Source organism: Mesorhizobium sp. M0058, assembly GCF_040323095.1.
Taxonomy (GTDB): Bacteria; Pseudomonadota; Alphaproteobacteria; order Rhizobiales; family Rhizobiaceae; genus Mesorhizobium.
The window spans coordinates 98,501-124,374 of sequence record NZ_JAMYUQ010000010.1; the positions used below are offsets into that span (position 1 = coordinate 98,501).

Here is a 25,874-nt window from a genome sequence, read left to right on the forward strand (position 1 = left end):
CAATGCACTGCGCGGCGTTCGCCAGATCGGTGGCGCCTCAGAGCGCGCGGACCGCCTCCAGCACTGCTTCGGCATGGCCTTTCACCCGGACCTTGCGCCAGATCCCGGCGATCCGCCCGTCCTTGCCGATCAGGAACGTCGCCCGCTCGACGCCCATATAGTTGCGGCCATACATCGTCTTCTCGACCCACAGATTGTAGGCCTCGATCACCTTGCGCTCCTCGTCGGCAACCAGGTCGACGGTGAGATCGTATTTGGTTTTGAACTTGTCGTGCTTCTTCACGCTGTCCGGCGACAGGCCGATCACCACGGCGCCGGCCTTTTCGAACTCCGGCTTCAGCTGCGAAAAGCTGATCGCCTCATTGGTACAACTTGTGGTGTCGTCCTGCGGATAGAAATAAAGTACAACGGGCTTCCCCCGCATAGAGGCAAGGCTGAGTGAGCCGCCGCCGTCGCGCGGAAGATCGAATTGCGGCGCAACGTCGCCAACGTCGAGATCAGCCATATCGATGCCCTTGTTTGAGGTTACGCGGCCCTAAATCAAAGAGATAGAGCATGATGTCGTCCGAAAACCGCCTCACACTTTTCGGCATCATGCTCTAGCCTGCGTCGTTATAGTGTCGGGCGGGGATTCGTCCACGATCGAATTCGCACAACGGAAAATTGCGTGGATCAGGAAGAACCGCAGCACGAGAAAATCCGGTTCAGGCGTGACGAGATCACCGACCTGGGGGCTTTCCCGTCCGCTTGCCGCGTGCCGCCGCTCGGCAAGGCACGGATCGGCCGCGGCTTTCGCATCCTTGCCCGGCTGTTTGCCGGCATTGGAGCCCTTGTGCTGCTGGCAGCGGCCGCCGTCTACGTCATCGGCGCCACCGGCATCGGCAACGAACGGCTGCGGTTGGAAGCCGAAACGGCGATCGAGAAACTGGCCGGTTTCGACGTCAAAGTCGCCGTCGGTCCTGCCAGCCTGACACTTGACGGATCGAGCTTCATTGCGCTGCAGGTCAAGGATGTCAGCGTCGAGACGGCCGACGGCAAGCCGATGGCCGATGCCGGGCGCGTCCGCTTCGGCATCCGGCTGATCCCGCTGCTTTCGGGCGAGGTTCGGCTGACCAGCGCCAGGATTTCCGACGCCCATATCGTCACCGCGGCAATGCCGTCGGGTGGTGACTGGACAGCGCGCCTGCGCAATCAAGACGGTCTCATCGATCCAGAAAAACTGGCCGCCGCCGTCTTCAGTGACGTCAATCGTGCACTCGATGCCGTGCGCGAGGATTCGATGCGCCGCATCGATCTTAGAAATGTCGCATTCGAGCTGCCCGAGGCCGGATCGGTCAAGCTGGTCATGATCGCCAACGCGACGGTGCTGCAGTCGGGCCCCGGCAGCGTGGAGTTCTCGTCCGAGGCGGATGTCGATGGCCGCGCGCTCACCGTCACGGCCACCGCCACCCGCGATACGAGCTCGATGCGCCTCACCGCCTTGAACGCCGCCATCGACATGGCGGATGTCGCGGAGACAACGCCGGCGGCCGGCGGGCGAACCGGCGCGATTGCTTTGAAGCTCACCGGATCCGAAGGCTCGGGCGAGACCGATTCGCGGCTGACGGGCTCGCTGTCGCTAACCGGCTCGGTGCTCGACCTCGGCACACGCGGGCTGTTGCCGGCCGATGTCGATGTCGACGCCGCCCTCGTCTCCGGCTCCAACAAGATCGATGTCGGCAGGCTGGTTCTAAAGACCGGGCGCTCGGCGTTCAATTTCGCCGGCTCGATCGGGCCAAAGCCGTCGACCGGCGCGGCCGGCGAGGAGCCTTCCTATCGTTACGACCTGACCAGCGACGGCTCGACGCTGGCGCCTTCGGAATCGCCCGAGCCGGCGCTGAATTTCTTCGCCCGCATCGCCGGCGTCTATCAGGTCAAGAGCCGCAAGCTTGTCGCCGACCAGATCGGCATCAGGTCGGGATCGGGGAGCGAAGTGCTGGGAACCGCTGCGGTTTCCTTCATCGACAACGGACCGCCGGGTATCTCGGTGTCGCTCAACGTCCACGACATGGCGGTCTCGCACGTCAAGCAATTGTGGCCCTGGTTCTCGGCCAAGAACGCGCGGCTGTGGGTGCTGCAGAACCTGTTTGGCGGCCGCGTCGTCGATGCCAGCCTGCAGTTCCAGGTCGTGCCGGGGCGTCTCGGCAACGGCGTGCCGCTTTCGGCCGACGAGGTGTTCGGCCGCTTCCAGGTCGAGGGCTCGCGTTTCGACACCGCCGGCCGCATCCCGCCGATACGCGATGCCGTCGGCGTCGTTTCCTTCCACGGCAACGACGTCGACGTCGCGCTGTCCTCGGGCAGCGTCTATATGCCGAGCGGCCGCACCGTGGCGGCAAGCAATGGCACACTGTCGGTAAAGGCGGCAAACCACCCGCCGGTGATCGGCGCGCTCGACATCGACGTCGCCGGTGAGGCGCCGGCCATCGCCGAACTTGCCTCCTACGAACCGATCAACGCCATGCGCCATGTCGGCATCTTGCCGGACGACCTGTCGGGCACGGTGACCGGCCACGTGAAGGCCGACATTCCGTTGCAATCCGGCGTCGACACGTCGAAGCTCGATTGGCTGGTATCGCTCGACTACAAGGACCTGTCGCTCGCCAAGCCGTTCGAAGGCCAGATGGTGACCGATGCCGACGGTTCGATCGAAGTCGGGCCTGACAAGGCGGTGATCTCTGCCAAGGCGCGGCTGAACGGCATTCCAGCCGAGCTCGATCTGGTCGAGCCGCTCAGGGATGGCGGCCCGCCGCGCAGCCGCAAGGTGGCGCTTGTGCTCGACGACAAGACGCGCGCCATCGCCATGCCTGGCCTGTCGCCGCTGATTTCCGGCACCATCAAGGTGGCAATCGACAAGAGCGGCGAAGGCGGCAGCCAGAACGTCGACGTTGACCTGACGAGCGCCAGGCTGGACATTCCCTGGGCAGGCTGGAGCAAGGGGCCGGGCATTCCCGCCAATGCCACTTTTACCATGAGCAAGTCCGGCGATACCACGACGCTGTCCGACTTCGACCTCGACGGAAAGAGCTTTTCGGTCGAAGGCAATGTCGTTCTGGTCAAGGGCGCGCTGTCTTCGGCCCGCTTCAGCAAAGTCGCCTTGAACCGGGGCGACGATGTCGCCGTGACGGTGAAGCGGTCGGGCAAGGGCTTTGCCGTCGATGTCAGCGGCAACGCGCTCGATGCCCGCTCGCTGATCAAGCAGTTCACCTCCGATGTCGATACCGCCACCAAAGCCACCGGCACAGACGCGGTTTCGGTCAGCGCCGACGTCAATTCGCTAACCGGGTTCCATGACGAGGTCCTGTCCAATTTGAAGCTCGACTACAGTGCCGCCGGCTCCAGGGTGAACAGGCTCAAGGTCAGCGCCGCGGCAAGTTCCGGCGCCGCCATCACCATCAGCAATACGGCAGGCAATGGTGCTCGCGCGCTCACCATGAAGTCGGCCGACGCAGGCGCCATATTGCGCTTCCTCAACATCTACGAGCATATGGAAGGCGGATCGATCACGCTGGCGCTCAGCGGCGCAGCCGACGGCCCGATGCGGGGACAGGTCGATTCGAGCAACTTCTTCATCGTCAATGAACCGAAGCTTGCGTCCATCGTATCGACTACGCCGGCCGGCGACAGCCGCAGCCTGAACGAAGCGGTCAAGGGCAAGATCGACACTTCGCGGGTAAAGTTCGAGCGCGGCTTTACCGAGATCGACAAGGGCAGCGGTTACCTGAAGCTGGCCAACGGCGTGCTGCGCGGCCCGCGCATCGGCACCACCTTCCAAGGCACGCTCTACGACCAGAACAACAATATGGACATGACCGGAACCTTCATGCCGGCCTATGGCCTCAACCGCATCTTCGGCGAGTTGCCGTTGGTCGGCGTTCTGCTCGGCAACGGCCGCGACCGAGGCCTGATCGGCGTCACCTACCGGCTTAAGGGCAACGCCAACAAGCCGGTGCTGGACATCAACCCGCTATCGGTAATCGCGCCGGGCATTTTCCGGTCGATCTTCGAGTATCGCTGAGGATCCCAGAAGACGGCTCAGGCAGGCCGCACAAGCACGTGCTTTTTCTTGCCCACTGAAAGCTTTGCGACGTTTTCCGGACTCAAATCCTGAGGCGTCACCATCCGCCGGTCGTCCGCCACCGGCTGGTCGTTGAGGCGCACGGCGCCGCCCTGGATATGCCGGCGCGCCTCGCCGTTCGACCCGGCAAGGCCCGCGGTGACCAGCAGCGACAGGATGCCGATGCCAGCTTCCAGCGCTGCGCCATCCACCTCGACGCTCGGCAGGGTTTCGGCCGTCACGCCTTCCTCGAACGTCTTGCGCGCGGTTTCCTCGGCCGCGAGCGCCGCCTCGCGGCCGTGCACGATGGCCGTGGTTTCTGTGGCCAGCACCTTCTTGGCCTCGTTGATCTCCGAGCCGCCAAGGGCGGCCAACCGCGCGATCTCCGAAAGCGGCAGCCGGGTGAAGATCTTCAGGAAGCGCTCGACGTCGGCATCCTCGGTGTTGCGCCAGTATTGCCAGAAATCATAGGGCGAGAAGAGGTCGCCGTTCAGCCACACCGCGCCCTTGGCCGATTTGCCCATCTTGGCGCCCGACGATGTCGTCAGCAGCGGCGTGGTCAGCGCATAAAGCTGCGGCGTGCCCATGCGGTGGCCGAGATCGACGCCGTTGATGATGTTGCCCCACTGGTCCGAACCGCCCATCTGCAGCCGGCAGTCGTGGCGGCGGCTGAGCTCGACGAAATCATAGCCTTGCAGGATCATGTAGTTGAATTCGAGGAAGGACAGCGACTGTTCGCGCTCGAGCCGCAGCCTGACGCTGTCGAAGGTCAGCATCCGGTTGACCGAAAAGTGGCGGCCGACATCGCGCAGGAACTCGACATAGTTGAGCTTCATCAGCCAGTCGGCATTGTTGACCATGATGGCGTCGTTGCCAGTGTCGCCGAAGCGCAGGATACGGCCAAAAATTCGCTTGATGCCCTCGATGTTGGTGGCGATCGCCTCGGGCGTCAAAAGGCTGCGCTGGTCGTCACGGAAGGACGGGTCGCCGATCATCGAGGTGCCGCCGCCCATCAGTGCGATCGGCCGGTGGCCGGTCTCCTGCATCCAGTAGAGCATGGTCGCCGATATCAGATTGCCGATGTGCAGGCTGGTCGCCGTGGCGTCGTAGCCGACATAGGCGGTCACGGTTTCCTTCGCGAAAAGTTGATCCAGCCCGGTCTCATCCGAAATCTGGTGGATGAAGCCGCGCTCGCTCATGACGCGCAGGAAATCGGACTTGAAGGCGGGCATTGTTTCTTCCTGAAAGCGCCGGGTCCGAACGGCCCGGCATGGCCTGAACGCGGGCGTTTAGCATCCAAGCGCGTCAAGCAAAAGTGGTTTCCGATTTTGCGCCGGCATGGACAGCCTATTCTGCACTGCCGCGCATGCTTGCTTCATCCTGTCGGCTGGCGTAATGAGGCGCCGCGCCAACGGGTTCGATCCGCTGGAACGGCACCGCACGGCATCCACCGAATGCCATATCTTGTGACAGAGCCCGACGCGATATGCCGGACGCATTGATATCCATCGTCATTCCCTGCCGCAACGAGGCGGCGAACCTGCCGCTGCTGATCGACGAGATCGAGGCGGCGATGACCGGGCGCGACTTCGAAATCATCGTTGTCAATGACGGTTCGACTGACGACACCGCTTCGGTGCTTGCCGCTGAAGCCGCCACACGTCCGTTTCCGCTTCGGCAGCTTCGGCACGAAAAATCCGCCGGCCAGTCGCTTTCGGTGCGCTCGGGCGCTTGGGCGGCGCGCGGCTCGATAATCGCCACCATCGACGGCGACGGCCAGAACGACCCGCAATATATCCCCGTGCTGGTCGATGCGCTGCGTCGGGCAGGGCCCGATTTCGGCGCCGCGCAGGGGCAGCGGTTGAAGCGCCGCGACAGCAAGATCAAGCAATTGGCATCGCGTTTCGCCAACTGGCTGCGCGGCGCGATCCTGCATGACGACACCCGCGACACTGGCTGCGGCTTGAAGGCGATCCACACCGATATCTTGCGCAAACTGCCGTTTTTCGACGGTACGCATCGTTTCGTTCCGGCGCTTGTCATCCAGGAAGGCTACCGCGTCGTCCATTGCGACGTCGTCGACCGCTCCCGCCGCCACGGCAAGTCGAATTACGGCATCTTCGATCGCGGCCTGCAGGGCGCGCTCGATCTCGCCGGCGTCTGGTGGCTTCGGCGCCGGCGCCGCAGAATGCCAAAGGTAGAGGAAATCACGCATGGCTAACGTGTTTCAGGAATTGGCGACCTGGCTGCACCAGGTTTTCGTCAAGCAGTTCGACGCCTGGGTTCTGCTCGGCTTCGTTGCCCAGTTCTTCTTCACCATGCGCTTCCTGGTGCAGTGGATCGCTTCGGAAAAGGCCAAGCGCAGCGTCGTGCCGATCGCTTTCTGGTTCTTCTCGCTGTTCGGCGGCGGGCTGCTGCTGGTCTACGCCATCCAGCGTGAGGATCCGGTGTTCATCGCCGGCCAGGCCATGGGCATGGTGATCTATGTCAGAAATTTATGGCTCATCGCCAATGAGCGCAAGGCGGCGATGACCAAGGTCGACTGAGCCACCAGTCCCGCCAAATCCAGTCTGTCCGGTGTTGACCAGTCTGTCCGGTGTCGAAATGAGCAGGAACTACATCTTTCTCTTCCTGTTCAGCCTGGTGATGACGGCGTCGGGACTGGCCTCTTTGCCGCCGCTCGACCGCGACGAGCCGCGCTTCGTCCAGGCGACCAAGCAGATGACGGAGACCGGCGACTATGTCGACATCCGGTTCCAGGACGCGTCGCGCTACCAGAAGCCGATCGGCATCTACTGGCTGCAATCGGCGGCGGTGACGCTGAGCGGCGAGGGGGCACAGGCGCCGATCTGGATTTACCGGCTGATCTCGGCGCTGGGCATCGCCATCGCCGTCGTCGCAATCGCCTGGACCGGGGCCAATCTGTTCGGCGCCAATGCCGGTCTTGCCGCCGGCCTGGTCATGGCGGCGATTTTCGCTACCGCCTTCGAAGGCCGCGACGCCAAGACCGACGCGATGCTGCTTGCCTGCTGCGTTCTGGCGCAAGGCGCGCTGGCGCAGATTTATCTGGTATCGCGCCGCAACGAGCCTGTCGCCGGCCATCTGCCGTGGATTTTCTGGGCTGCGCAGGGCGCGGCGATCCTCATCAAGGGGCCGATTGCACCGCTGCTGTCGGCGCTGACGGTGCTCACGCTGGTTGCTTTCGAGCGCGACTGGCGCTGGCTGGCGAGGCTGAAAGCCGGGCGTGGGCTGATTCTGGTGCTGTTGATCGTGCTGCCTTGGCTCGCCCTCATCACCTGGAAGAGCAACGGCGCCTTCCTGCTGCAGGCCGTCGCCAAGGATATGCTCGGCAAGGTCGCGCAAGGCGAGGAGTCGCACGGCGTTCCGCCGGGCTTCTACGTGCTGACTTATTGCCTGTTCATGTGGCCGTTCGGCCTTGTGGCGCTCGGCGCCGGACTGCAGGCGCTCAACCGATTGCGCGACGATCCGCGCCTGCGTTTCTGCCTCGCCTGGTACGTTCCGTTCTGGCTCGTCTTCGAATTGATCCCGACGAAACTGCCGCATTATGTGCTGCCGGCCTATCCCGGCATGGCCCTGCTCATCGGCTGGCTTTTGACGCTGACACCGCAAGAGGCAAATGCGCCGCTCAGGCGCTGGCAGACATGGCTGTGGTGGGCGACCGCATTCGGCACCGTTCTGGTGACAGTCGGTCTCGACGTGCTTTGCGTCGGTGCGCCGATCTATCTCATGAAGACATTTTTATGGTGGAGCGTTCCGGCCGCCGCGGCAGCATTGGGCGCCGGCTACCTCGCTGTTTCGCGCCAGGCGCTGGTGCCGCTGGTCCGCATCGGCGGGGCTGCGGTTTGCGCCGGTATAACCTACGCCCTACTGTTCGGTGTCATCGTGCCGTCACTGAAACCGATTTGGATGAGTCGGGAAATCGAGGCTGCGGTTCGCGCCGATCGTCCCTGTGAGATGAGCGTGCTCGCCTCCGCGCAATATCACGAACCGAGCCTGGTATTTCTGGTGGGCACAAAGACGGTACTGACCGATGTCGACGGGGTTGCGCAACATCTGCTTGGCGATCCGGCCTGCGCGCTGGGCCTGGCGCCGGTCGGCGATGAAAAACGGCTGGATGACCTGCTGGCGGGGCAAGGCAAGAAGGCCAGCCGCGTCGCTGAAATCGACGGAATCAACTATTCGTCAGGTGATAAACTGTCGCTCGGCCTGTACCGTGTGGCGGACTGATACCTCTTCAATGATGGCGCCGAGCTCCGCATGTTGATGAAGTCGCCAAAGCCGGCGCGTGCCGCTTTGCCTGCCATGCTCCGGCAGTCTGTCGCTAATTTCCGCGATACTTTCGGGATTGTACGGCATCGCCTGGCGACGCGCCCGGCGCGCTACCCGAAAATCCTGTGGTCGGTCTGGGTGGTGGCCTGGCTTTTGCTGACGGTCGCGGTGTCGCTCCGTTTCGACCATCTTGCGGGCACCATGGCGAGGCAGTGGGCTTCAGGCTCGACCAATGTCTTTCGCATCGCCGCGTTTTTTACCTTCTTCGGCCTCGGCGGCTGGTATCTTGTCCCGTCGGTACTGGTGCTGATTGCGGCGAATCTGGCGGATTGGCGCAGCCTTTCCCGGCGCGCGCGGATGACCTTCTACAACTGGACCTGTTTTGCTTTCATGGTGCTGGGTTCGATCGCACTCTCGGCCATGGTCGTCAACGTGCTGAAATATGGCGTGGGCAGAGCCAGGCCGATGAATTTCGACAAGCTCGGCGATCTGTCGCTGCATCCTTTTTCCTTGGAGGCGCGCTTTGCCAGCTTCCCGTCCGGCCATGCCACGACCATGGGCGTCATTTTCGGCATTGCACTGCTGTTGTTGCCCCAGCGCAGATGGGTGCTGCTGGCTGCAACCTTGTCGGTCGCATCGACCCGGATCTTTATCGGCGCGCACTATCCGAGCGACACTGTCGCCGGCTTCGGCCTTGGCTGTGCTGTTGCCATCGTCTGCGCGATGGTGCTTGGCCGGCTGGGATGTATCTTCCGCTACACGGCGTCGGGGTTGCCGGTGGCAAAAACTACGTTCCGCCTATTCCGTCGGGCTCGCAAACCAAACCAAAACGATGCGCCGAGACAGACGAATTTCCGCATTGGAGCAGCGCCGGCAGGCAACTGAATTGCTGACGCCTTTGGAACCATCTAAGACCACCCCAGCTAGCTGTCGATGCCACCCCAGCTCCGCACCAGCCGAGCCATGTCGGGCGCGCCGGCGGCGTCCTTCTCCAGCCCTTCGGCGACACCGACGCGGTCGGCGACAGGCCGGTTCTGGCTGACTTTCCACTTGCCGCTGATTTCGGCGATCTCGATCTCAAGCCCGACAATGCCCTTGATTTGCGACTGGATGAAGGTCGGCGGCGCATCGGTCACCGCCCAGGGTGCCTCGCGGGCGCCTTCCTGCGACAGCGTCAGCTCGGTGATCTGCTGTGCGATCCAGGCGGAATCCTCGATCACTCTGACGGTTCCTCGCACCTGGACAATGGCGTAGTTCCAGGTCGGCACGACCTTGCCGGTCTCGCGCTTGGTCTCGTACCAGGACGGCGTCACGTAGGCGTCGGCGCCCTGGAAGACGACCAGCACCGGCGATGTCGGATTGTCGGCCAGCTGACGCCATTGCGGGTTGGCCCTGGCCAGATGGGCGCGCAGCCGGCCATTCGGCCCAACCTCTGCATCAAGCAGGAAGGGAATGGCATTGGCGACCGGGCCATCGGTGCCGTTGGAGATCAGCAACCCCAGCGGATGCGTCCGGATCAGCCCGTGCAGGACGTCCGGCCGCGTTTCCTGGAAATGGGGAGGCTGGTACATGATCGGTCATGCCTTCTTGCGCTGGCTGAACCGGCATTGTGCACCGTTCAGCCGAGCCGCGCCACATGTCAGGCTGGCTTCACCGTTTGGATCAGCCGAAATGGCATTTTCGCGCCCATGATGGGCACGACTGTGACGGCATCGGACCGGGAGTTTTTGTTTTGACGCAATTCCGGACGGAAAACCCGTTTACACTTTTCCTGGAATTGCTCTTAGCGCAGCCGCTTCGGCCGCGGATCGGACAATTCGCCGGCCAGCCGTCGGTCGAGATAGTCGGCGCATTCCTCGAGCAGCAGATCGGCGTCGTTGGCGAAGAAGTGGTTGGCGCCTGGCAAGGTCTTCTGCGTGATGGTGATGCCCTTTTGCGTGTGCAGCTTGTCGACCAGGCCCTGCACATCCTTGGGCGGCGCCACCTTGTCGGCATCGCCATGGATGATCAGACCCGATGACGGGCAGGGCGCCAGGAACGAGAAATCATAGGTGTTGGGCTGCGGCGCGATCGAGATGAAGCCCTCGATCTCGGGCCGGCGCATCAGAAGCTGCATGCCGATCCAGGAGCCGAAGGAATAACCGGCCACCCAGCAGCTCTTGGAATCCGGATGCAGCGACTGCACCCAGTCGAGCGCTGCGGCGGCATCCGACAATTCGCCGGTGCCGTGGTCGAATTCGCCCTGGCTGCGGCCGATGCCGCGGAAGTTGAAGCGAAGCGTGGTGAAATCGCGCTTCTGGAACATGTAGAAGAGGTCATAGACGATCTTGTTGTTCATCGTGCCGCCGAATTGCGGGTGCGGATGCAACACGATGGCAATCGGCGCGCTCTTCTCCTTGGAAGGCTGGTAGCGGCCCTCCAGGCGGCCGGCCGGACCGGTGAAAATGACCTCAGGCATGAAATACTCCAAATGGCATACGAATGCGCGGCGCCCGGAACAATTCTTACTCCAGCCCCAGCCCTTCCGGGCCTTGACGCAGGGCAAGCGTCTTCTTAGAAGCTAGTTTAGAATTGTTCAAAACTGGATAGCCAGCCGTGACGGCCCGGCCATCCTCGCCGCAAGCCGCGTAAATAGGACGTCTTGCCTTGCAATTTCAAGGAAATAACGCGCTATCCTTGCGGAAAGGGTCTTGACGGGATCGATTGGGTGAAAATGGCCGCAGCACGCGCCTATCTCGACTACAATGCCAGCCAGCCGCTCATTGCCGAGGCGCGCGAGGCGATGATTGCCGCGCTCGATCTCGTCGCCAATCCGTCGTCGGTGCATGCCGAGGGGCGCGCGGCGCGGCGCCTGATCGACACTGCCCGGCGCGATGTGGCAGCACTTGTCGGCGCCAAGGCCGAGCATGTCGTCTTCACCTCCGGCGCGACGGAAGCCGCATCGACGCTGCTGACACCGGATTGGCGGATGGGCCGTGGCACGGTGCGCATGAGCCAGCTCTATGTCTGCGAGGCCGACCACCCTTGCCTGTTGAACGGCGGCCGCTTCCCGGCAACACAGGTTTCGCGGATCGGCGTCGACGCCGATGGCATCGCTGACCTCGCTCAGCTGACAGCCGCTCTGGCCGCGCATGACAAGGCCGAAGGCCTGCCGTTGGTCGCGATCCATGCGGCCAACAACGAGACCGGCGTCATCCAGCCGATTGATCGCATCGCCGCGATCGTCAAGGCGGCGGGCGGCATTCTGGAGGTCGACGCGGTGCAGGCTGCGGGCCGTGTTCCCATCGATATGTCAGCGGCTTACGCCGACTATTTGATTCTGTCTTCGCACAAGATCGGCGGCCCCAAGGGTGTCGGCGCCGTCGTTGCGGCAGCCGATCTGATGATGCCGAAGCCGCTGATCAATGGCGGCGGCCAGGAAAAGGGCCATCGCGGCGGCACCGAAAACCTGGCGGCCATCGCCGGCTTTGGCGCCGCGGCGCGGCAGGCTTTGGCTGGACTGAACCATGTCGATACGCTCGCGCACCGGCGCGGCGAGGTCGAAACCATCATCAAAACACTGGTGCCGGACGCAGAAATCTTCGGAACCGGCGCGCCAAGGCTTGCCAATACGACATTCTTCGCTATTCCCGGCATCAAGGCCGAGACGGCGCAGATCGCTTTCGATCTGGCTGGCGTTGCGTTGTCGGCGGGATCGGCCTGTTCGTCGGGCAAGGTCGGGCCGAGCCATGTGCTGAAAGCCATGGGTTACGGCGACAGCCTGGGCGCTTTGCGCGTGTCCATCGGCCACGCAACGAGTGCCGGGGATATCGAACTGTTCCGTGCTGCGCTGGCCGGTATTGCCCAGCGCCGGGCGGGCAGGGAACAAGCCGCCTGAGGCGGCGACAAAGAATTCAGGCCTCGCGGCCTGGTAGAGCCGTGCGTTTGCAAGTGGCCGGGTGAATTCTCGGCCGAGACGCACTATATGAAACTTACGCCGCCTTCGGCGCCTCATGGGCAGCCCTCGGCGATGCCATAGTTTGAAAACTGTCGGGCCTTGACCCCGGCGTGGATGGAGAACGCTTATGCCTGCTGTGCAGGACACGATCGATCGGGTCCGAAAGATCGACGTCGACCAGTACAAATACGGATTCCAGACAGAGATCGCGATGGACAAGGCCCCCAAGGGCCTGAGCGAAAACATTATTCGCTTCATCTCGGCCAAGAAGGATGAACCGTCCTGGATGCTGGAATGGCGTCTGGAAGCCTATCGGCGCTGGCTGACGCTGGAAGAGCCGACCTGGGCGCGCGTCCATTATCCGAAGATCGATTTTCAGGACCTCTATTACTACGCGGCGCCCAAGAGCACGCCCGGCCCGACCTCGCTGAGCGACGTCGATCCCGAGCTGTTGAAGGTCTACGAGAAGCTCGGCATTCCGCTGCGGGAACAAGAAATCCTCGCCGGCGTGCAGAAAACCGACGTCTCCGATCTCGAGGAGCCCAGCGACAACGTCTACAAATCGGGCCGTGTCGCCGTCGACGCGGTGTTTGATTCCGTTTCCGTCGTCACCACGTTCAAGAAGGAACTGGCGCAGGCCGGCGTCATCTTCTGCTCGATCTCGGAAGCCATCCGCGAGCATCCGGAGCTGGTGCAGAAATATCTCGGCTCGGTCGTGCCGACATCCGACAATTTCTACGCCACGCTGAATTCGGCTGTCTTCACCGACGGCTCGTTCGTCTTCGTGCCCAAGGGCGTGCGCTGCCCGATGGAGCTGTCGACCTATTTCCGCATGAACGAGAAGAACACCGGCCAGTTCGAGCGCACGCTGATCATCGCCGAGGAGGGGGCTTACGTCTCCTATCTCGAAGGCTGCACGGCGCCGCAGCGCGACGAGAACCAGCTGCATGCCGCCGTCGTCGAACTGGTGGCGCTCGACGATGCCGAGATCAAATATTCGACGGTGCAGAACTGGTACCCCGGCGATGCCGAGGGCAAGGGCGGCATCTACAATTTCGTCACCAAGCGCGGCGACTGCCGCGGCCACCGTTCGAAGATCTCGTGGACGCAGGTCGAGACCGGTTCGGCGATCACCTGGAAATATCCCAGCTGCATCCTGCGCGGCGACGATTCCTCCGGCGAGTTCTATTCGATCGCTGTGTCGAACGGCTACCAGCAGGTCGATAGCGGCACCAAGATGATCCATCTCGGCAAGAACACGTCGAGCCGCATCATCTCCAAGGGCATTGCCGCCGGCTTCTCGCAGAACACCTATCGCGGCCAGGTCTCGGCGCACCGCAAGGCGACCAACGCCCGCAACTTCACCAATTGCGATAGTCTCCTGATCGGCGACCAGTGCGGCGCGCACACCGTGCCCTACATGGAAGCCAAGAACTCGACGGCGCAGTTCGAGCATGAGGCGACGACGTCGAAGATTTCCGAGGACCAGAAGTTCTACGTCATGCAGCGCGGCATCCCGGAAGAGGAGGCGATCGCGCTGATCGTCAACGGCTTCGTCAAGGATGTCATCCAGCAGCTGCCGATGGAGTTCGCGGTCGAAGCGCAGAAGCTTATCGGCATCAGCCTTGAGGGCTCGGTCGGCTGACCGGACAATATATATCCAGGAAAGAAAAAATGCTTGAGATCAAGAACCTGCATGCCCGCATCGTCGATGACGGCACCGAGATCATCCGCGGCCTGAACCTGACGGTGAAAAACGGCGAGGTCGCTGCCATCATGGGTCCGAACGGCTCGGGCAAATCGACGCTGTCCTACATCCTCGCCGGCCGTGAGGACTATGAGGTCACCGAAGGTGACATCCTCTATAACGGCCAGTCGATCCTCGAAATGGATCCGGCCGAGCGCGCCACCGCGGGCATCTTCCTCGCCTTCCAGTATCCGATGGAGATACCTGGCGTCGCGACCATGGAATTCCTGAAAGTGGCGATGAACGAGCAGCGCAAGGCGCGCGGCGAGGAGCCGCTGAAGATCCCGGAATTTTTGAAGCGGGTGAAAGAGGCGGCAGCCTCGCTCTCGATGGAGATGGCGATGCTGAAGCGGCCGCTCAATGTCGGCTTTTCCGGCGGCGAGAAGAAGCGCGCCGAGATCCTGCAGATGAAGCTGCTGGAGCCAAAGCTTTGCGTGCTCGACGAGACCGATTCCGGCCTCGACATCGACGCGCTGAAGATCGTCTCTGACGGCGTCAACGCGCTGCGTTCGCCCGACCGTGCCATCATCGTCATCACCCACTACCAGCGCCTGCTCGAGCACATCGTGCCCGATAGCGTGCATGTCCTATACAAGGGCCAGGTGATCAAGTCCGGCGACAAGTCGCTGGCGCTCGATCTCGAAGCCAATGGCTATGCCGGCGTGATCGGCGAAGCCGCGTGAGATGCCAGGTCATTTTGTACCAAAAGACAGGGCCAAGCTTATGAACATGCATTCGACACCCCAGCGCACCCAGGCTGAAACGGCGTTGATCGACGCTTTCGGCGAGCGGCTGTCGCTGCTGCCGGGCGACGGTGCGGTGATGCTGAAGCGCGACGACGCCATCGAGGCGATCAAGCACGGCCTGCCGACGCGGCGCATCGAATCCTGGCATTACACTGACCTGCGCCGGCTGTTGACCGCGGTGCCGGCATTCGATCCGACGGCCGCCGCCAAAACGCTAACGCCCATCGTCGAAGGTTCCGCCGTGCTGGCGGTTCTGAACGGCGTCTCGAGTGCGAAATTCCCCGCGATCGAGAGCGTGACGATCCAGCGCCTGTCGGAAAAGCTGACCGACGGCTCGATTGCACCCGGCCTCGACCCCTATGGCAGCGATGACGCCATCGGCGCGCTGAACACTGCTTTCGTCGCCGACGGCTATTTCGTCGACATCGCCGATGGCGCAGCACTGGAAAAGCCGATCGAATTGCAGAACCTGCAAGCCGGCGGCCAGACCCATGTGCGCTTTCCCGTGCGTGTCGGCGCCGGCGCCAAGGCCGCGATCGTCGAGCGTCAGGCGGGCGAGGGCGCAGCTCTGGCCAGCTCCGTCAGCCAGCTGGTGCTGGACGAAGGCGCCGAGGTGACCTGGCTGATCATCCAGGAACAGCCGGAGACGGCCACCCATCTGGCGCAGTTCAAGGCGCATCTCGGCAAGAATTCGAAGCTGACGCTGTTCTTCATGAATGCCGGCGGCAAGCTTGTGCGCCAGGAGATCGTGGTGAAGACCACGGGCGAAGGCGCCGACTTCAAATTGCGCGGCATCAACCTTCTGGCCGGCGACACCCACACCGACGTGACCATGGTGCTCGACCATGCCGTGCCGCATACGACATCGACGGAAGTGATCCGCAATGTCGTGACCGGCCAGGCGCGCGGCGTCTTCCAGGGCCGCATCAACGTCCACCAATACGCGCAGAAGACCAACGCCAAGATGGCCTGCAACACGCTGCTTTTGTCGGATGATGGCGAGTTCTCGACCAAGCCGGAGCTGGAAATCTTCGCCGACGATGTCATCTGCGGCCATGGCGCCACCGTCACCGAGATCGACCACAACCATCTGTTCTACCTGATGGCGCGCGGCATCGACGAGAAGAGCGCCCGCGGCTTGCTGGTGAAGGCGTTCGTGGCCGAAGTGATCGAGGAACTGGACGACGAAACCATCGTCGAGGCCCTGGAAACAAGGCTGGACGACTGGTTCGTGGCCCATGGGTAAGCACCTCTTTCCCTTCTCCCCTTGTGGGGTCCGAAGGACGGGCGAGGCAAGTGACTCGCCCCGGGCGGTGGCCGAGCGAAGCTCGGTCGGGTGAGGGGTGCGTGACGAAGTGAGGCGGTGCCTCAAGAGAGCTTGTAATGGACCAGAAGATCGAAACAACCCCATACGACGTCGAGGCGATCCGCCGCGACTTCCCGATCCTGTCGCGCGAAGTCTACGGCAAACCGCTGGTCTATCTCGACAATGGCGCCTCGGCGCAGAAGCCGCAGGTGGTGCTGGATACGATCCAGCACGCCTATTCCCAGGAATACGCCAACGTGCATCGCGGCCTGCATTTCCTGTCGAATGCCGCAACCGACGCTTATGAGAAGGCACGCGAGACGGTGCGCCGTTTCCTCAATGCGCCAAGCACCGACAACATCGTCTTCACCTCGAACACGACAGCCGCCATCAACACCGTCGCTTACGGCTATGGCATGCCCAATATCGGCGCGGGCGACGAGATCGTGCTGTCGATCATGGAGCACCACTCCAACATCGTGCCGTGGCATTTCATCCGGGAACGGCAGGGCGCCAAGCTGGTCTGGGTGCCGGTCGACGATCTCGGCATCTTCCACATCGAGGAATTCGAAAAGCGCCTGACCGACAAGACCAAGCTCGTCGCCATCACGCATATGTCGAACGCGCTGGGCACGGTAACCCCGATCAAGGAGATAGTGCGCATCGCGCATTCGCGTGGAATTCCCGTACTTGTCGACGGCAGCCAGAGCGCCGTGCACATGCCGATCGACGTGCAGGATCTGGATTGCGACTTCTTCGTCTTCACCGGCCACAAGGTTTACGGGCCGTCCGGCATCGGCGTGCTTTACGGCAAGAAGGATATTCTCTCGGCCATGCGCCCTTTCATGGGCGGCGGCGAGATGATCGAGGAGGTGACTGAAGACATCGTCACCTACAACGAGCCGCCGCACCGCTTCGAGGCCGGCACGCCGCCGATCGTGCAGGCGATCGGGCTGGGTGCAGCATTGGAATACATGGAAAAGATCGGCCGCGAGCGCATCGCCGCGCACGAGGCCGACCTCAAGACCTACGCGCACGAGCGGCTGCGCGCCATCAACTCGCTGCGCATCTTCGGCGACGCGCCGGACAAGGGCGCCATCATTTCTTTCGAATTGCAGGGCATTCATGCCCATGACGTGTCGATGGTGATAGACAGGCAGGGTGTTGCCGTCCGCGCGGGCACCCATTGCGCCCAGCCGCTGTTGAAACGCTTTGGCGTAACCTCCACATGCAGGGCATCGTTCGGCATGTATAATACCAGGGCCGAAGTCGACGCTTTGGCCGATGCGCTGGAAAAAGCGCGCAAGTTCTTCGGGTGACAGGTTCTTTGGATGACGACCATGGATGATGCGAGCCACACCACCGCGCCGGAAGCAGCCATCAATCCGCTGGTTTCCGCCTCGGCCATTCCCGCCGACGAGCTGGCGCGGCTGACCGACGACATCGTCTCGGCGCTGAAGACCGTCTATGACCCGGAAATCCCGGCCGACATCTATGAGCTCGGCCTCATCTACAAGATCGACATCGAGGACAACCGCGCGGTCAAGATCGACATGACGCTGACCGCGCCCGGCTGTCCGGTGGCCGGCGAAATGCCCGGCTGGGTGGAAAACGCCGTCGGCGCCGTCGAAGGCGTCTCCGGCGTCGAGGTCAACATGACCTTCGACCCGCCCTGGTCGCCCGACCGCATGTCGGAAGAGGCGCAGGTGGCGGTGGGCTGGTACTAGGTTGACTGAGGTTGGTGCACTTGCACCAGTGGTAAAACTTCACCATTTTAGGTGAGGAATCATTCGGCAGGCCTTGAACCTGCATGGAATGGAAGAGGAAAAAGAATGGGACGCTTCGCCGTCATCACGATGACCGAAAAGGCCGCCGACCGGGTGCGCGAGATCGTCGCCACGCGCGACAATGCGCATGGCATTCGCCTCGGCATCAAGAAGGGCGGCTGCGCCGGCATGGAATACACGGTCGACCTGGTGACCGAGCCCAATACCAAGGACGACCATATCGAACGCGACGGCGCGCATGTCTATGTCGCGCCCGAGGCTGCCCTTTTCCTGTTCGGCACCGAGATGGATTTCGAGCAGACCACGCTGCGCACCGGCTTCACCTTCCACAACCCGAACCAGAGTTCGGCCTGCGGCTGCGGCGAATCCGTCGAACTGAAGCCCGCCGACCTGAAGGCGCTGGCTGAGGCGCGCGCTTCGGCCTGATCTTCCTTCTCCCCGTTCACGGGGAGGTGAGGAAATGGTCCGCGCAGCGGGCGAAAAGCCAATTGCTTGGCTTTTCGAATGACGAACGGCCCGAAGGGCCGGATGAGGGGCAGCGCTGACCATCGGAAGTCGCGCTCCGCGCCTCCCTGCTTACTTCACCCACATCTTCGTCCGCTTGTGCCAGTCGGCGATCGATTCCTCGGGATAGACGTCGAAGACCTTGTCCTTTTTGCCGATCACCGGCTCGACCCAACTCGCCTTGTATTTCAACATCAGATGCACCTTCTCCGGCGGCTTCGGCAACTCGCTGTCGATTGCCGAGGCGAAGGGGTGCACCAGTTCCGGCCAGGTCGGATCGTAGAGCCAGAGCGCCGAACCGCACTTCTTGCAGAAATTGCGCTCGCCGGTCGAAATCTCGCAGTTTGGATGCTCGTCGTCCGCGATCTCGGCCTGGTAGACGCCGAGATTGCGCTTGCCCTTGATTTTCAGCGTCTTGTAATCGGCGCCGAGATTGATGGCGAAGCCCCCGCCGCCCTGCTGCTTGCGGCAGATCGAGCAGTAGCACAGCATGAACGGCACCGGCGTGTTGCTCTCCACCTCGAAATGGACGGCATCGCAGCGGCAGGATCCCTTGAGCAGCAGCGGCATGACAAAACTCCGACGGATGGCTCTCAACTTGCCAGCATGGTTTTTGGTTGCAGCCGTGGCAAGCCCGGTGACATGATTGCGGCATGGACAATGAACGCATCGAAGAACTGTTCGAAGGCCTCGGCCCGGTCAGTATCCGAAAACTGTTCGGCGGCAAGGGTATCTATTTCGACGGCGTCATCGTCGCTATCGTGCTGCGCGGCGAATTGCTGCTCAAGGCTGACGAGCAAAGCGCGCCCGACTTCGAAGCCGCCGGCTGCAAGCAATGGACCTATACCGGCACCCGCCACGGCAAGCTGGTCGCGATGCCGTACTGGAGCATTCCCGACGACGCGTTTGATGATCCTGACGAGATGAGGGTGTGGGCGCGCCGGGCGTATGAGGCGGGGCGGCGGGCGGGGAAGTGAACCGGGACCGCCGCGTTTCTTCCCACCCCCTCTGTCCTGCCGGACATCTCCCCCGCAAGGGGGGAGATCAGTTGTCACATTGGCCTTCGCCAATCACCAACGTTGAAAATGGGAGCCTGCGGCTAAGCTGTTAATCTCCCTCCTTGCGGGGGAGATGGCCGGCAGGCCAGAGGGGGGTGCTGTCCCGCCGACGTAGGCGATCCTACAGCGCCTTCGCAATCCTCGCCGCCAACCGCGCATTGTTCTCGACCAGCGCGATGTTGGTCTTCAAGCTCCGGCCGCCGGTCAGGTCGAGGATTTTGCCCAGCAGGAACGGCGTCACCGCCTTACCGGTCACATTCTGCGCCTCGGCCGCCTTCTGCGCGGCCTCGATATAGCCGGCCATCTCGTCGGCCGGGATTTCATCGTCCTGCGGCACCGGGTTGGCGATCAGCATGCCGCCGACCAGGCCAAGTGCCGCCCTGGTCTTGTAGAAATGCGCGATCTCTTCCGGTCTGTGCAGGGTCAGCGGCGCGCGGAACGGGGAATGCCGCGACCAGAAGGCCGGCATCGTCTCGCAGCCATGGCCAATCACCGGCACGCCGCGCGTCTCCAGCACTTCCAGCGTCTTTTCGATGTCGAGGATCGCCTTGGCGCCGGCCGAGACGACGATGACCGGCGTGCGCGCCAACTCGTCGAGATCGGCCGAGATGTCGAAGCTCTTTTCCGCGCCCTTGTGGACGCCGCCAATGCCGCCGGTGGCGAACACCTTGATCCCGACCATGTCGGCCGCGATCATGGTGGCGGCGACCGTGGTGCCGCCGGTGCGGCCTTGCGCCACCGCAAAGCCGAGATCGGCGCGCGACAGCTTCATGGCGTCGCCGGTCATCGCCAGCGACTCGCGCTCGCCGTCGGACAGCCCGATCTTGATGCGGCCGGCAACCACGGCGATCGTCGCCGGCACCGCGCCATTGTCCAGGATGATCTTTTCGACATTGGCGGCCATGGCGCCATTGTCGGGGTAAGGCATGCCATGGGTGATGATGGTGCTTTCCAGCGCCACGACGGGGCGGCCAGCGGCGAGCGCCTCGGCCACGGGCGCGTGGATGTCGATGAAGGGGCGGGCGCTTTGCGGTGTCATGATGGTCTCCGATCCGGAGATCCGCGCGTCCGCTTGGACGTCGCGCTCCGGCAATGGCAATTGGCCGCCCTCATGCCATTTCCTGTGCGTCGGGTACAAGAGCCAGTGCCTCGGTGAAGGTCGCGGCGGTGAAGGCCGGCACGGCATCCGAACTTTCGATGGCGAGCGTCGCCGCGGCAACGCCTTCGCGGAGGGCCTGGCGCAATGCCAGGCCGCGCAGCAGGGCAGCGATGGTGGCGCCGGCCAGCGCGTCGCCGGCGCCGGTGACGTCGGCGACTTTTCTCGGCGCCGGCGGCAGGATAGAGAAGGCGCCGGCTTCGTCGAATCCCAGCACCAGGCCGTCGCCCGCCGTCACCACGCCACTGGTGAGGCCGCTGCAGCGCAGTCCGTCGACGGTCTCGCGCTCGGTGGCATTGGCATCGACGCCGGCCAGCACCATGGCCTCGCGCCGGTTCATGAAGACCTGCGCGAGTTCCTTCAGCACCGGTATCAGCCGCACCACCTTGGCCGGCGAAATGGCGATGGCGAACACCGGCTTGCCGGCGGCGACCCCCACCAGCCGCTCCAGCGCCGTTGATGGCAGATTGGCGTCGCAGAGCACCGCATCGACCTCGGCGACCACCTCGCGCACCTTGGAGCGGCGGATCTGCTTGGGGAACGCCAAATCGTAGAGCGCCATATCGGCAAAGCCGGTGATCAGCTCGCCGTCGCGATCGATCAGCGCCGTGTAGCTCGGCGTGGTGCGGTCGAGGAACACCGCCGACAGATCGGCAATGCCGGCCTCAGTGATGGCGCGCGCAACCGTCTCGGCCGAGGCATCGCCGCCGCGCACCGACAAAAGCGAGGCCGAGACGCCGCGCCGCACGAGGCTGCGCAGCGCGTTGAAGACGCCGCCGCCGACATCCTCGCGCATCGTGCCGGGGTTGGACGCCGCCGGCACGTAAGCACCGGACACCTGACCGCGCCGGTCGATATGGGCGCCGCCCACCGCCAGTATTTTTGCTGATTTCACCATGTAGGCGATATGACCTTTGTTATTCGAACCAGACAAGCGCTAGGCTGTGCGACGGAGCTTCGCAAGCAAGCCAGCGATTCGGGCGGAGCCAAACCGCCGGAGCGCCTGGCCCAATGGTGGATACATCCGGAAACGAAACCATGAGACAAAAAAAGAACAAATCCGGATAAAGATTGCTTTTCAGATATTTGACCCCTCTTGCCAAACGAGAACAAAAAAGGTACAAATAGGGCAGGGATTACGGATTGTCCGGCCTTCATTGACGACCAAGGGGTGATGTATCATGGCTCAGAATACTTTGCGGCTTGTAGAGGACAAAGCGGTGGACAAATCAAAGGCTCTGGACGCGGCGCTGTCGCAAATCGAGCGCGCCTTCGGCAAGGGCTCGATCATGCGGCTGGGCGCCAACGAGCAGGTCGTCGAGATTGAAACCGTGCCGACCGGATCGCTTGGCCTCGACATCGCGCTTGGCGTCGGTGGCCTGCCGCGCGGCCGCATTGTCGAGATCTACGGGCCGGAAAGCTCGGGCAAGACGACACTGGCGCTGCACACAGTTGCCGAAGCCCAGAAGAAGGGCGGTATCTGCGCCTTCGTCGATGCCGAGCATGCGCTCGACCCGGTCTATGCCCGCAAGCTCGGCGTGGACCTCGAAAACCTGCTGATCTCGCAGCCCGACACCGGCGAGCAGGCGCTGGAAATTTGCGACACGCTGGTGCGTTCCGGCGCCATCGACGTTCTGGTGGTCGATTCGGTGGCCGCCCTGACGCCGCGCGCTGAAATCGAGGGCGAGATGGGCGATTCGCTGCCCGGTCTCCAGGCTCGTCTGATGAGCCAGGCGCTGCGCAAGCTGACCGCCTCGATCTCGCGCTCCAACACCATGGTCATCTTCATCAACCAGATCCGCATGAAGATCGGCGTCATGTTCGGTTCGCCGGAAACCACGACCGGCGGCAACGCGCTGAAATTCTACGCTTCGGTGCGCCTCGACATCCGCCGCATCGGCTCGGTCAAGGACCGCGACGAGGTCGTCGGCAACCAGACCCGCGTCAAGGTCGTCAAGAACAAGCTGGCGCCGCCCTTCAAGGTGGTCGAGTTCGACATCATGTATGGCGAGGGCGTGTCCAAGACCGGCGAGCTGGTCGACCTCGGCGTCAAGGCCGGCGTGGTCGAGAAGTCGGGCGCGTGGTTCTCCTACAATTCGCAGCGTCTCGGCCAAGGTCGTGAAAACGCCAAACTGTTCCTGCGCGACAATCCCGACACGGCGCGCGAGATCGAACTGGCACTGCGGCAGAATGCCGGGCTGATTGCCGAGAAGTTTCTCGAGAATGGCGGCCCCGAGCGCGGCGAAAGCGACGACGGCTTCGAGGAAGAATCCGGTGCCATGTAGGGTACGGCCAGAGTTCGGCCATAAATCCGGTCTATTACCCGATGCTTAAGTAACCGAGTTCTTTAGTATTGCGTTTCAAACCGCCGGCCTTCGCGCCGGCGGTTTTCGTTTTTGGGCAGCGTGAAGCCGGCTTGGCAGTTGCCGGATTGGCCAATTCCGTGTTTCTGGACAGGGTGGGGCGTGCCCGCTAAAAGGCCAAGTCAATCTTCTAAAAAGCAGAGACCAGTGTCCGCCGGCCGTGCCGGCGGTTTTCGCGAAAAGGCAGCAGTCATGAGTGGCGTGAACGAGATCCGGTCGACATTCCTCGACTATTTCCGCAAGGAGGGCCACGAGGTCGTGGCCTCGAGCCCGCTGGTGCCGCGCAACGACCCGACGCTGATGTTCACCAATGCCGGCATGGTGCAGTTCAAGAACGTCTTCACCGGCCTGGAGAAGCGGTCCTATTCGCGCGCCACCACCGCGCAGAAAAGCGTGCGCGCCGGCGGCAAGCACAACGACCTCGACAATGTCGGCTACACCGCGCGCCATCTGACCTTCTTCGAAATGCTCGGCAATTTCTCCTTCGGCGACTATTTCAAGGAGCGCGCCATCGAACTGGCCTGGAACCTGATCACCAAGGAGTTCGGGCTGAACAAGGACAAGCTGCTGGTCACCGTCTATCACACCGATGACGAGGCGGCCGGCTTCTGGAAGAAGATCGCCGGTTTCTCCGATGACCGCATCATCCGCATCCCGACCTCCGACAATTTCTGGGCTATGGGCGACACCGGACCGTGCGGGCCGTGCTCGGAAATCTTCATCGACCGTGGCGAGCACATCTGGGGCGGCCCTCCCGGCAGCCCGGAGGAGGATGGCGACCGCTTCCTTGAATTCTGGAACCTGGTGTTCATGCAATATGAGCAGGTCACCAAGGATGAGCGCATCGACCTGCCGCGGCCGTCGATCGACACCGGCATGGGCCTGGAGCGCATGGCCTCCATCCTGCAAGGGGTGGAGAGCGTCTTCGAGACCGACCTGTTCCGTCATCTGATCGATGCGGCCTCGTCAGCGCTCGGGCAGGGCCCGGACAAGGAGACGGTCGCCTCCTTCCGCGTCATTGCCGATCATCTGCGCTCGTCCTCCTTCCTGGTTGCCGACGGCGTGCTGCCGTCGAACGAAGGCCGCGGCTATGTGCTGCGCCGCATCATGCGCCGCGCCATGCGCCATGCGCAGTTGCTCGGCGCCAAGGAGCCGTTGATGTGGAAGCTGGTGCCGGCGCTAGTGCGTGAGATGGGCCAGGCCTATCCCGAACTGCTGCGCGGCGAACAGCTGATTACCGAGACGCTGAAGCTCGAGGAGACCAGGTTCCGCAAGACGCTGGTGCGCGGCCTCGGCCTGCTCTCGGAGGCGACAGATACGCTGCACGCCGGCGATATGCTGGATGGCGAGACGGCGTTCAAGCTCTATGACACGTACGGCTTCCCGCTCGATCTGACGCAGGACGCACTGCGCCAGCGCAACATCTCGGTCGACCTTGCCGGCTTCACCCATGCGATGGAGCAGCAGAAGGCCGAAGCGCGCAAGCATTGGGCTGGCTCCGGCGACGCGGCCACCGAGACCATCTGGTTTTCTGTACGCGAGAAGGCCGGCGCCACCGAATTCCTCGGCTACGAGACCGAACAGGCGGAAGGCCTCATCCAGGCCCTGGTCAAGGACGGCAAGACAGTCGATAGCGCCGGCAAGGGCGACGCGGTGGCGGTGGTCGTCAACCAGACGCCGTTCTATGGCGAGTCGGGCGGCCAGATGGGCGACACCGGCATCATCTCCGGCGAAGGTTTCTCGATCGAGGTTTCCGACACGCAGAAAAAGGCCGACGGCCTGTTCGTGCATCTGGGCAAGGTGACGAACGGCACGGTCAAGCCAGGTGCAGCCGTCGAGCTGAAGGTTGACCATGCGCGCCGCACCCGGCTGCGTGCCAACCATTCGGCAACGCATCTGATCCATGAGGCGCTGCGCGAGGTGCTGGGCACCCATGTCGCGCAGAAAGGTTCGCTGGTCGCGCCCGAGCGCCTGCGCTTCGACATCTCGCACAACAAGCCGATCTCGGCCGAAGATCTCGAAGAGGTCGAGCGCATGGCCAACGAAATCGTCGTCCAGAACAGCCCGGTGACGACGCGCCTGATGTCGGTCGATGACGCCATTGCCGAGGGCGCCATGGCGCTGTTCGGCGAGAAATATGGTGACGAGGTGCGTGTCGTCTCGATGGGCACCGGCGTGCATGGCGCCAAGGCCAATAGACCCTATTCCGTCGAACTTTGTGGCGGCACCCATGTCCGGGCGACCGGCGATATCGGCCTGGTCCGTGTCGTCTCCGACAGCGCGGTCGCCGCCGGCGTGCGCCGCATCGAGGCGCTGACCGGCGAAGCCGCGCGCAAACATCTCGATGAGCAGGACAGGCGCCTGAAGGCAACTGCGGCCGTGCTGAAGATCTCGCCGGCCGACGTGCCGGCGCGTGTCGAGACGCTGCTCGAGGAGCGCAAGAAGCTCGAGAAGGAGCTGAGCGAAGCGCGCAAGAAACTCGCGCTGGGCGGTGGTGCCGCGGCCGATGCTCCGGCCACCACCGAAACCGTCGCCGGTATCGGCTTCCTCGGCAAAGCGGTTTCCGGCGTGTCGCCGAAGGATTTGAAGCCGCTGGCCGATGCCGGCAAGACATCGCTCGGCTCCGGCGTCGTCGTCTTCGTCGGTGCGGGCGAAGACAACAAGGCAAGCGTCGTGGTCGCCGTGACGGACGATCTCGTCGGCCGCTTCAGCGCTGTCGATCTGGTGCGCGTTGCCTCGGCCGCATTGGGCGGGCAGGGCGGCGGCGGACGGCCCGACATGGCGCAAGCCGGCGGTCCGGACGCCTCGAAGGCCAATGATGCGATCGCCGCGGTGAGGGCGGCGCTGGAGGCAGCCTGAAAGCCACCCTATGTCGTATCTGGTTCGT

22 protein-coding genes are annotated in these 25,874 nt (G+C 63.1%); 15 read left to right on the forward strand and 7 right to left on the reverse strand.

What is annotated here, in order from left to right; genetic code table 11:
• Positions 1 to 37 precede the first annotated feature (37 nt).
• On the reverse strand, positions 38 to 505 hold the full coding sequence (locus NKJ75_RS18570) for a peroxiredoxin (RefSeq protein ID WP_023697549.1): 468 nt from the start codon (positions 503 to 505) through the stop codon (positions 38 to 40).
• A gap of 162 nt (positions 506 to 667) precedes the next feature.
• On the opposite strand from NKJ75_RS18570, the gene NKJ75_RS18575 reads away from it, so the two are divergent.
• Positions 668 to 4,054, forward strand: coding sequence for a YhdP family protein (locus NKJ75_RS18575; protein WP_352500023.1), 3,387 nt, complete (start codon positions 668 to 670; stop codon positions 4,052 to 4,054).
• A gap of 17 nt (positions 4,055 to 4,071) precedes the next feature.
• Here the strand turns inward: NKJ75_RS18575 and tyrS are convergent, their stop codons facing one another.
• Complete coding sequence (tyrS, locus tag NKJ75_RS18580) at positions 4,072 to 5,325, reverse strand: tyrosine--tRNA ligase (protein ID WP_023669134.1); 1,254 nt, start codon at positions 5,323 to 5,325, stop codon at positions 4,072 to 4,074.
• Between the two features lie 254 nt (positions 5,326 to 5,579).
• Here tyrS and NKJ75_RS18585 point away from each other — a divergent pair, with 254 nt between their 5' ends.
• The 4 genes from NKJ75_RS18585 to NKJ75_RS18600 all read left to right on the forward strand — a co-directional run bounded on the left by NKJ75_RS18585 (position 5,580) and on the right by NKJ75_RS18600 (position 9,268).
• Positions 5,580 to 6,314 carry a glycosyltransferase family 2 protein gene (locus NKJ75_RS18585; protein ID WP_023694104.1) on the forward strand — a complete coding sequence of 245 codons (735 nt, stop codon included), beginning with the start codon at positions 5,580 to 5,582 and terminating at the stop codon, positions 6,312 to 6,314.
• Positions 6,307 to 6,639, forward strand: a complete 333-nt coding sequence (locus tag NKJ75_RS18590) for a lipid-A-disaccharide synthase N-terminal domain-containing protein (RefSeq protein ID WP_023669132.1) — start codon at positions 6,307 to 6,309, stop codon at positions 6,637 to 6,639. The genes NKJ75_RS18585 and NKJ75_RS18590 overlap by 8 nt, the downstream gene beginning before the upstream one ends.
• Positions 6,640 to 6,697: 58 nt before the next feature.
• Entirely contained in the window at positions 6,698 to 8,341 is a 1,644-nt protein-coding gene (locus NKJ75_RS18595; protein ID WP_352500024.1) for an ArnT family glycosyltransferase, read from the forward strand.
• A 195-nt stretch (positions 8,342 to 8,536) separates the two neighbouring features.
• A complete protein-coding gene (locus NKJ75_RS18600) occupies positions 8,537 to 9,268 on the forward strand; it encodes a phosphatase PAP2 family protein (protein WP_352500025.1) in 732 nt (243 codons plus the stop codon).
• Between the two features lie 38 nt (positions 9,269 to 9,306).
• Here the strand turns inward: NKJ75_RS18600 and NKJ75_RS18605 are convergent, their stop codons facing one another.
• Entirely contained in the window at positions 9,307 to 9,954 is a 648-nt protein-coding gene (locus tag NKJ75_RS18605; protein ID WP_023700865.1) for an FMN-binding negative transcriptional regulator, read from the reverse strand.
• A gap of 212 nt (positions 9,955 to 10,166) precedes the next feature.
• Positions 10,167 to 10,841 carry an alpha/beta hydrolase gene (locus tag NKJ75_RS18610; RefSeq protein ID WP_023669128.1) on the reverse strand — a complete coding sequence of 225 codons (675 nt, stop codon included), beginning with the start codon at positions 10,839 to 10,841 and terminating at the stop codon, positions 10,167 to 10,169.
• A 255-nt stretch (positions 10,842 to 11,096) separates the two neighbouring features.
• On the opposite strand from NKJ75_RS18610, the gene NKJ75_RS18615 reads away from it, so the two are divergent.
• The 7 genes from NKJ75_RS18615 (at position 11,097) to sufA (ending at position 18,332) form a co-directional block, all read left to right on the forward strand.
• Positions 11,097 to 12,260 carry a cysteine desulfurase family protein gene (locus tag NKJ75_RS18615; RefSeq protein WP_352500026.1) on the forward strand — a complete coding sequence of 388 codons (1,164 nt, stop codon included), beginning with the start codon at positions 11,097 to 11,099 and terminating at the stop codon, positions 12,258 to 12,260.
• Between the two features lie 187 nt (positions 12,261 to 12,447).
• Complete coding sequence (gene sufB, locus NKJ75_RS18620; RefSeq protein ID WP_352500027.1) at positions 12,448 to 13,965, forward strand: Fe-S cluster assembly protein SufB; 1,518 nt, start codon at positions 12,448 to 12,450, stop codon at positions 13,963 to 13,965.
• Positions 13,966 to 13,994: 29 nt separating this feature from the next.
• Positions 13,995 to 14,750 (forward strand): Fe-S cluster assembly ATPase SufC, encoded by a 756-nt coding sequence (sufC, locus tag NKJ75_RS18625; RefSeq protein WP_352500028.1) that lies wholly within the window; start codon positions 13,995 to 13,997, stop codon positions 14,748 to 14,750.
• A gap of 40 nt (positions 14,751 to 14,790) precedes the next feature.
• Positions 14,791 to 16,059 (forward strand): Fe-S cluster assembly protein SufD, encoded by a 1,269-nt coding sequence (gene sufD / locus NKJ75_RS18630; RefSeq protein WP_352500029.1) that lies wholly within the window; start codon positions 14,791 to 14,793, stop codon positions 16,057 to 16,059.
• A gap of 137 nt (positions 16,060 to 16,196) precedes the next feature.
• A complete protein-coding gene (locus NKJ75_RS18635) occupies positions 16,197 to 17,438 on the forward strand; it encodes a cysteine desulfurase (RefSeq protein WP_352500030.1) in 1,242 nt (413 codons plus the stop codon).
• Positions 17,439 to 17,459: 21 nt separating this feature from the next.
• Positions 17,460 to 17,846, forward strand: a complete 387-nt coding sequence (locus tag NKJ75_RS18640; RefSeq protein WP_023709315.1) for an SUF system Fe-S cluster assembly protein — start codon at positions 17,460 to 17,462, stop codon at positions 17,844 to 17,846.
• A 105-nt stretch (positions 17,847 to 17,951) separates the two neighbouring features.
• Positions 17,952 to 18,332 (forward strand): Fe-S cluster assembly scaffold SufA, encoded by a 381-nt coding sequence (gene sufA, locus NKJ75_RS18645; protein WP_013532156.1) that lies wholly within the window; start codon positions 17,952 to 17,954, stop codon positions 18,330 to 18,332.
• Between the two features lie 150 nt (positions 18,333 to 18,482).
• On the opposite strand, the gene NKJ75_RS18650 is transcribed toward sufA, so the two are convergent.
• Entirely contained in the window at positions 18,483 to 18,980 is a 498-nt protein-coding gene (locus NKJ75_RS18650; protein ID WP_023834176.1) for a GFA family protein, read from the reverse strand.
• Between the two features lie 83 nt (positions 18,981 to 19,063).
• Here NKJ75_RS18650 and NKJ75_RS18655 point away from each other — a divergent pair, with 83 nt between their 5' ends.
• Positions 19,064 to 19,387, forward strand: coding sequence for a TfoX/Sxy family protein (locus NKJ75_RS18655; protein WP_023669120.1), 324 nt, complete (start codon positions 19,064 to 19,066; stop codon positions 19,385 to 19,387).
• A gap of 202 nt (positions 19,388 to 19,589) precedes the next feature.
• On the opposite strand, the gene NKJ75_RS18660 is transcribed toward NKJ75_RS18655, so the two are convergent.
• Together NKJ75_RS18660 and NKJ75_RS18665 are read right to left on the reverse strand one after the other, a co-directional pair.
• A complete protein-coding gene (locus NKJ75_RS18660; RefSeq protein WP_023834174.1) occupies positions 19,590 to 20,507 on the reverse strand; it encodes a pseudouridine-5'-phosphate glycosidase in 918 nt (305 codons plus the stop codon).
• 70 nt (positions 20,508 to 20,577) lie between these two features.
• On the reverse strand, positions 20,578 to 21,522 hold the full coding sequence (locus NKJ75_RS18665) for a carbohydrate kinase family protein (RefSeq protein WP_023834173.1): 945 nt from the start codon (positions 21,520 to 21,522) through the stop codon (positions 20,578 to 20,580).
• 283 nt (positions 21,523 to 21,805) lie between these two features.
• On the opposite strand from NKJ75_RS18665, the gene recA reads away from it, so the two are divergent.
• Positions 21,806 to 22,909: a recombinase RecA gene (recA, locus tag NKJ75_RS18670; protein ID WP_023684868.1), complete on the forward strand. Its 1,104-nt coding sequence runs from the start codon at positions 21,806 to 21,808 to the stop codon at positions 22,907 to 22,909.
• Positions 22,910 to 23,179: 270 nt separating this feature from the next.
• Positions 23,180 to 25,846, forward strand: a complete 2,667-nt coding sequence (gene alaS, locus NKJ75_RS18675; protein ID WP_286461055.1) for an alanine--tRNA ligase — start codon at positions 23,180 to 23,182, stop codon at positions 25,844 to 25,846.
• The last annotated feature ends 28 nt before the right edge of the window (positions 25,847 to 25,874 follow it).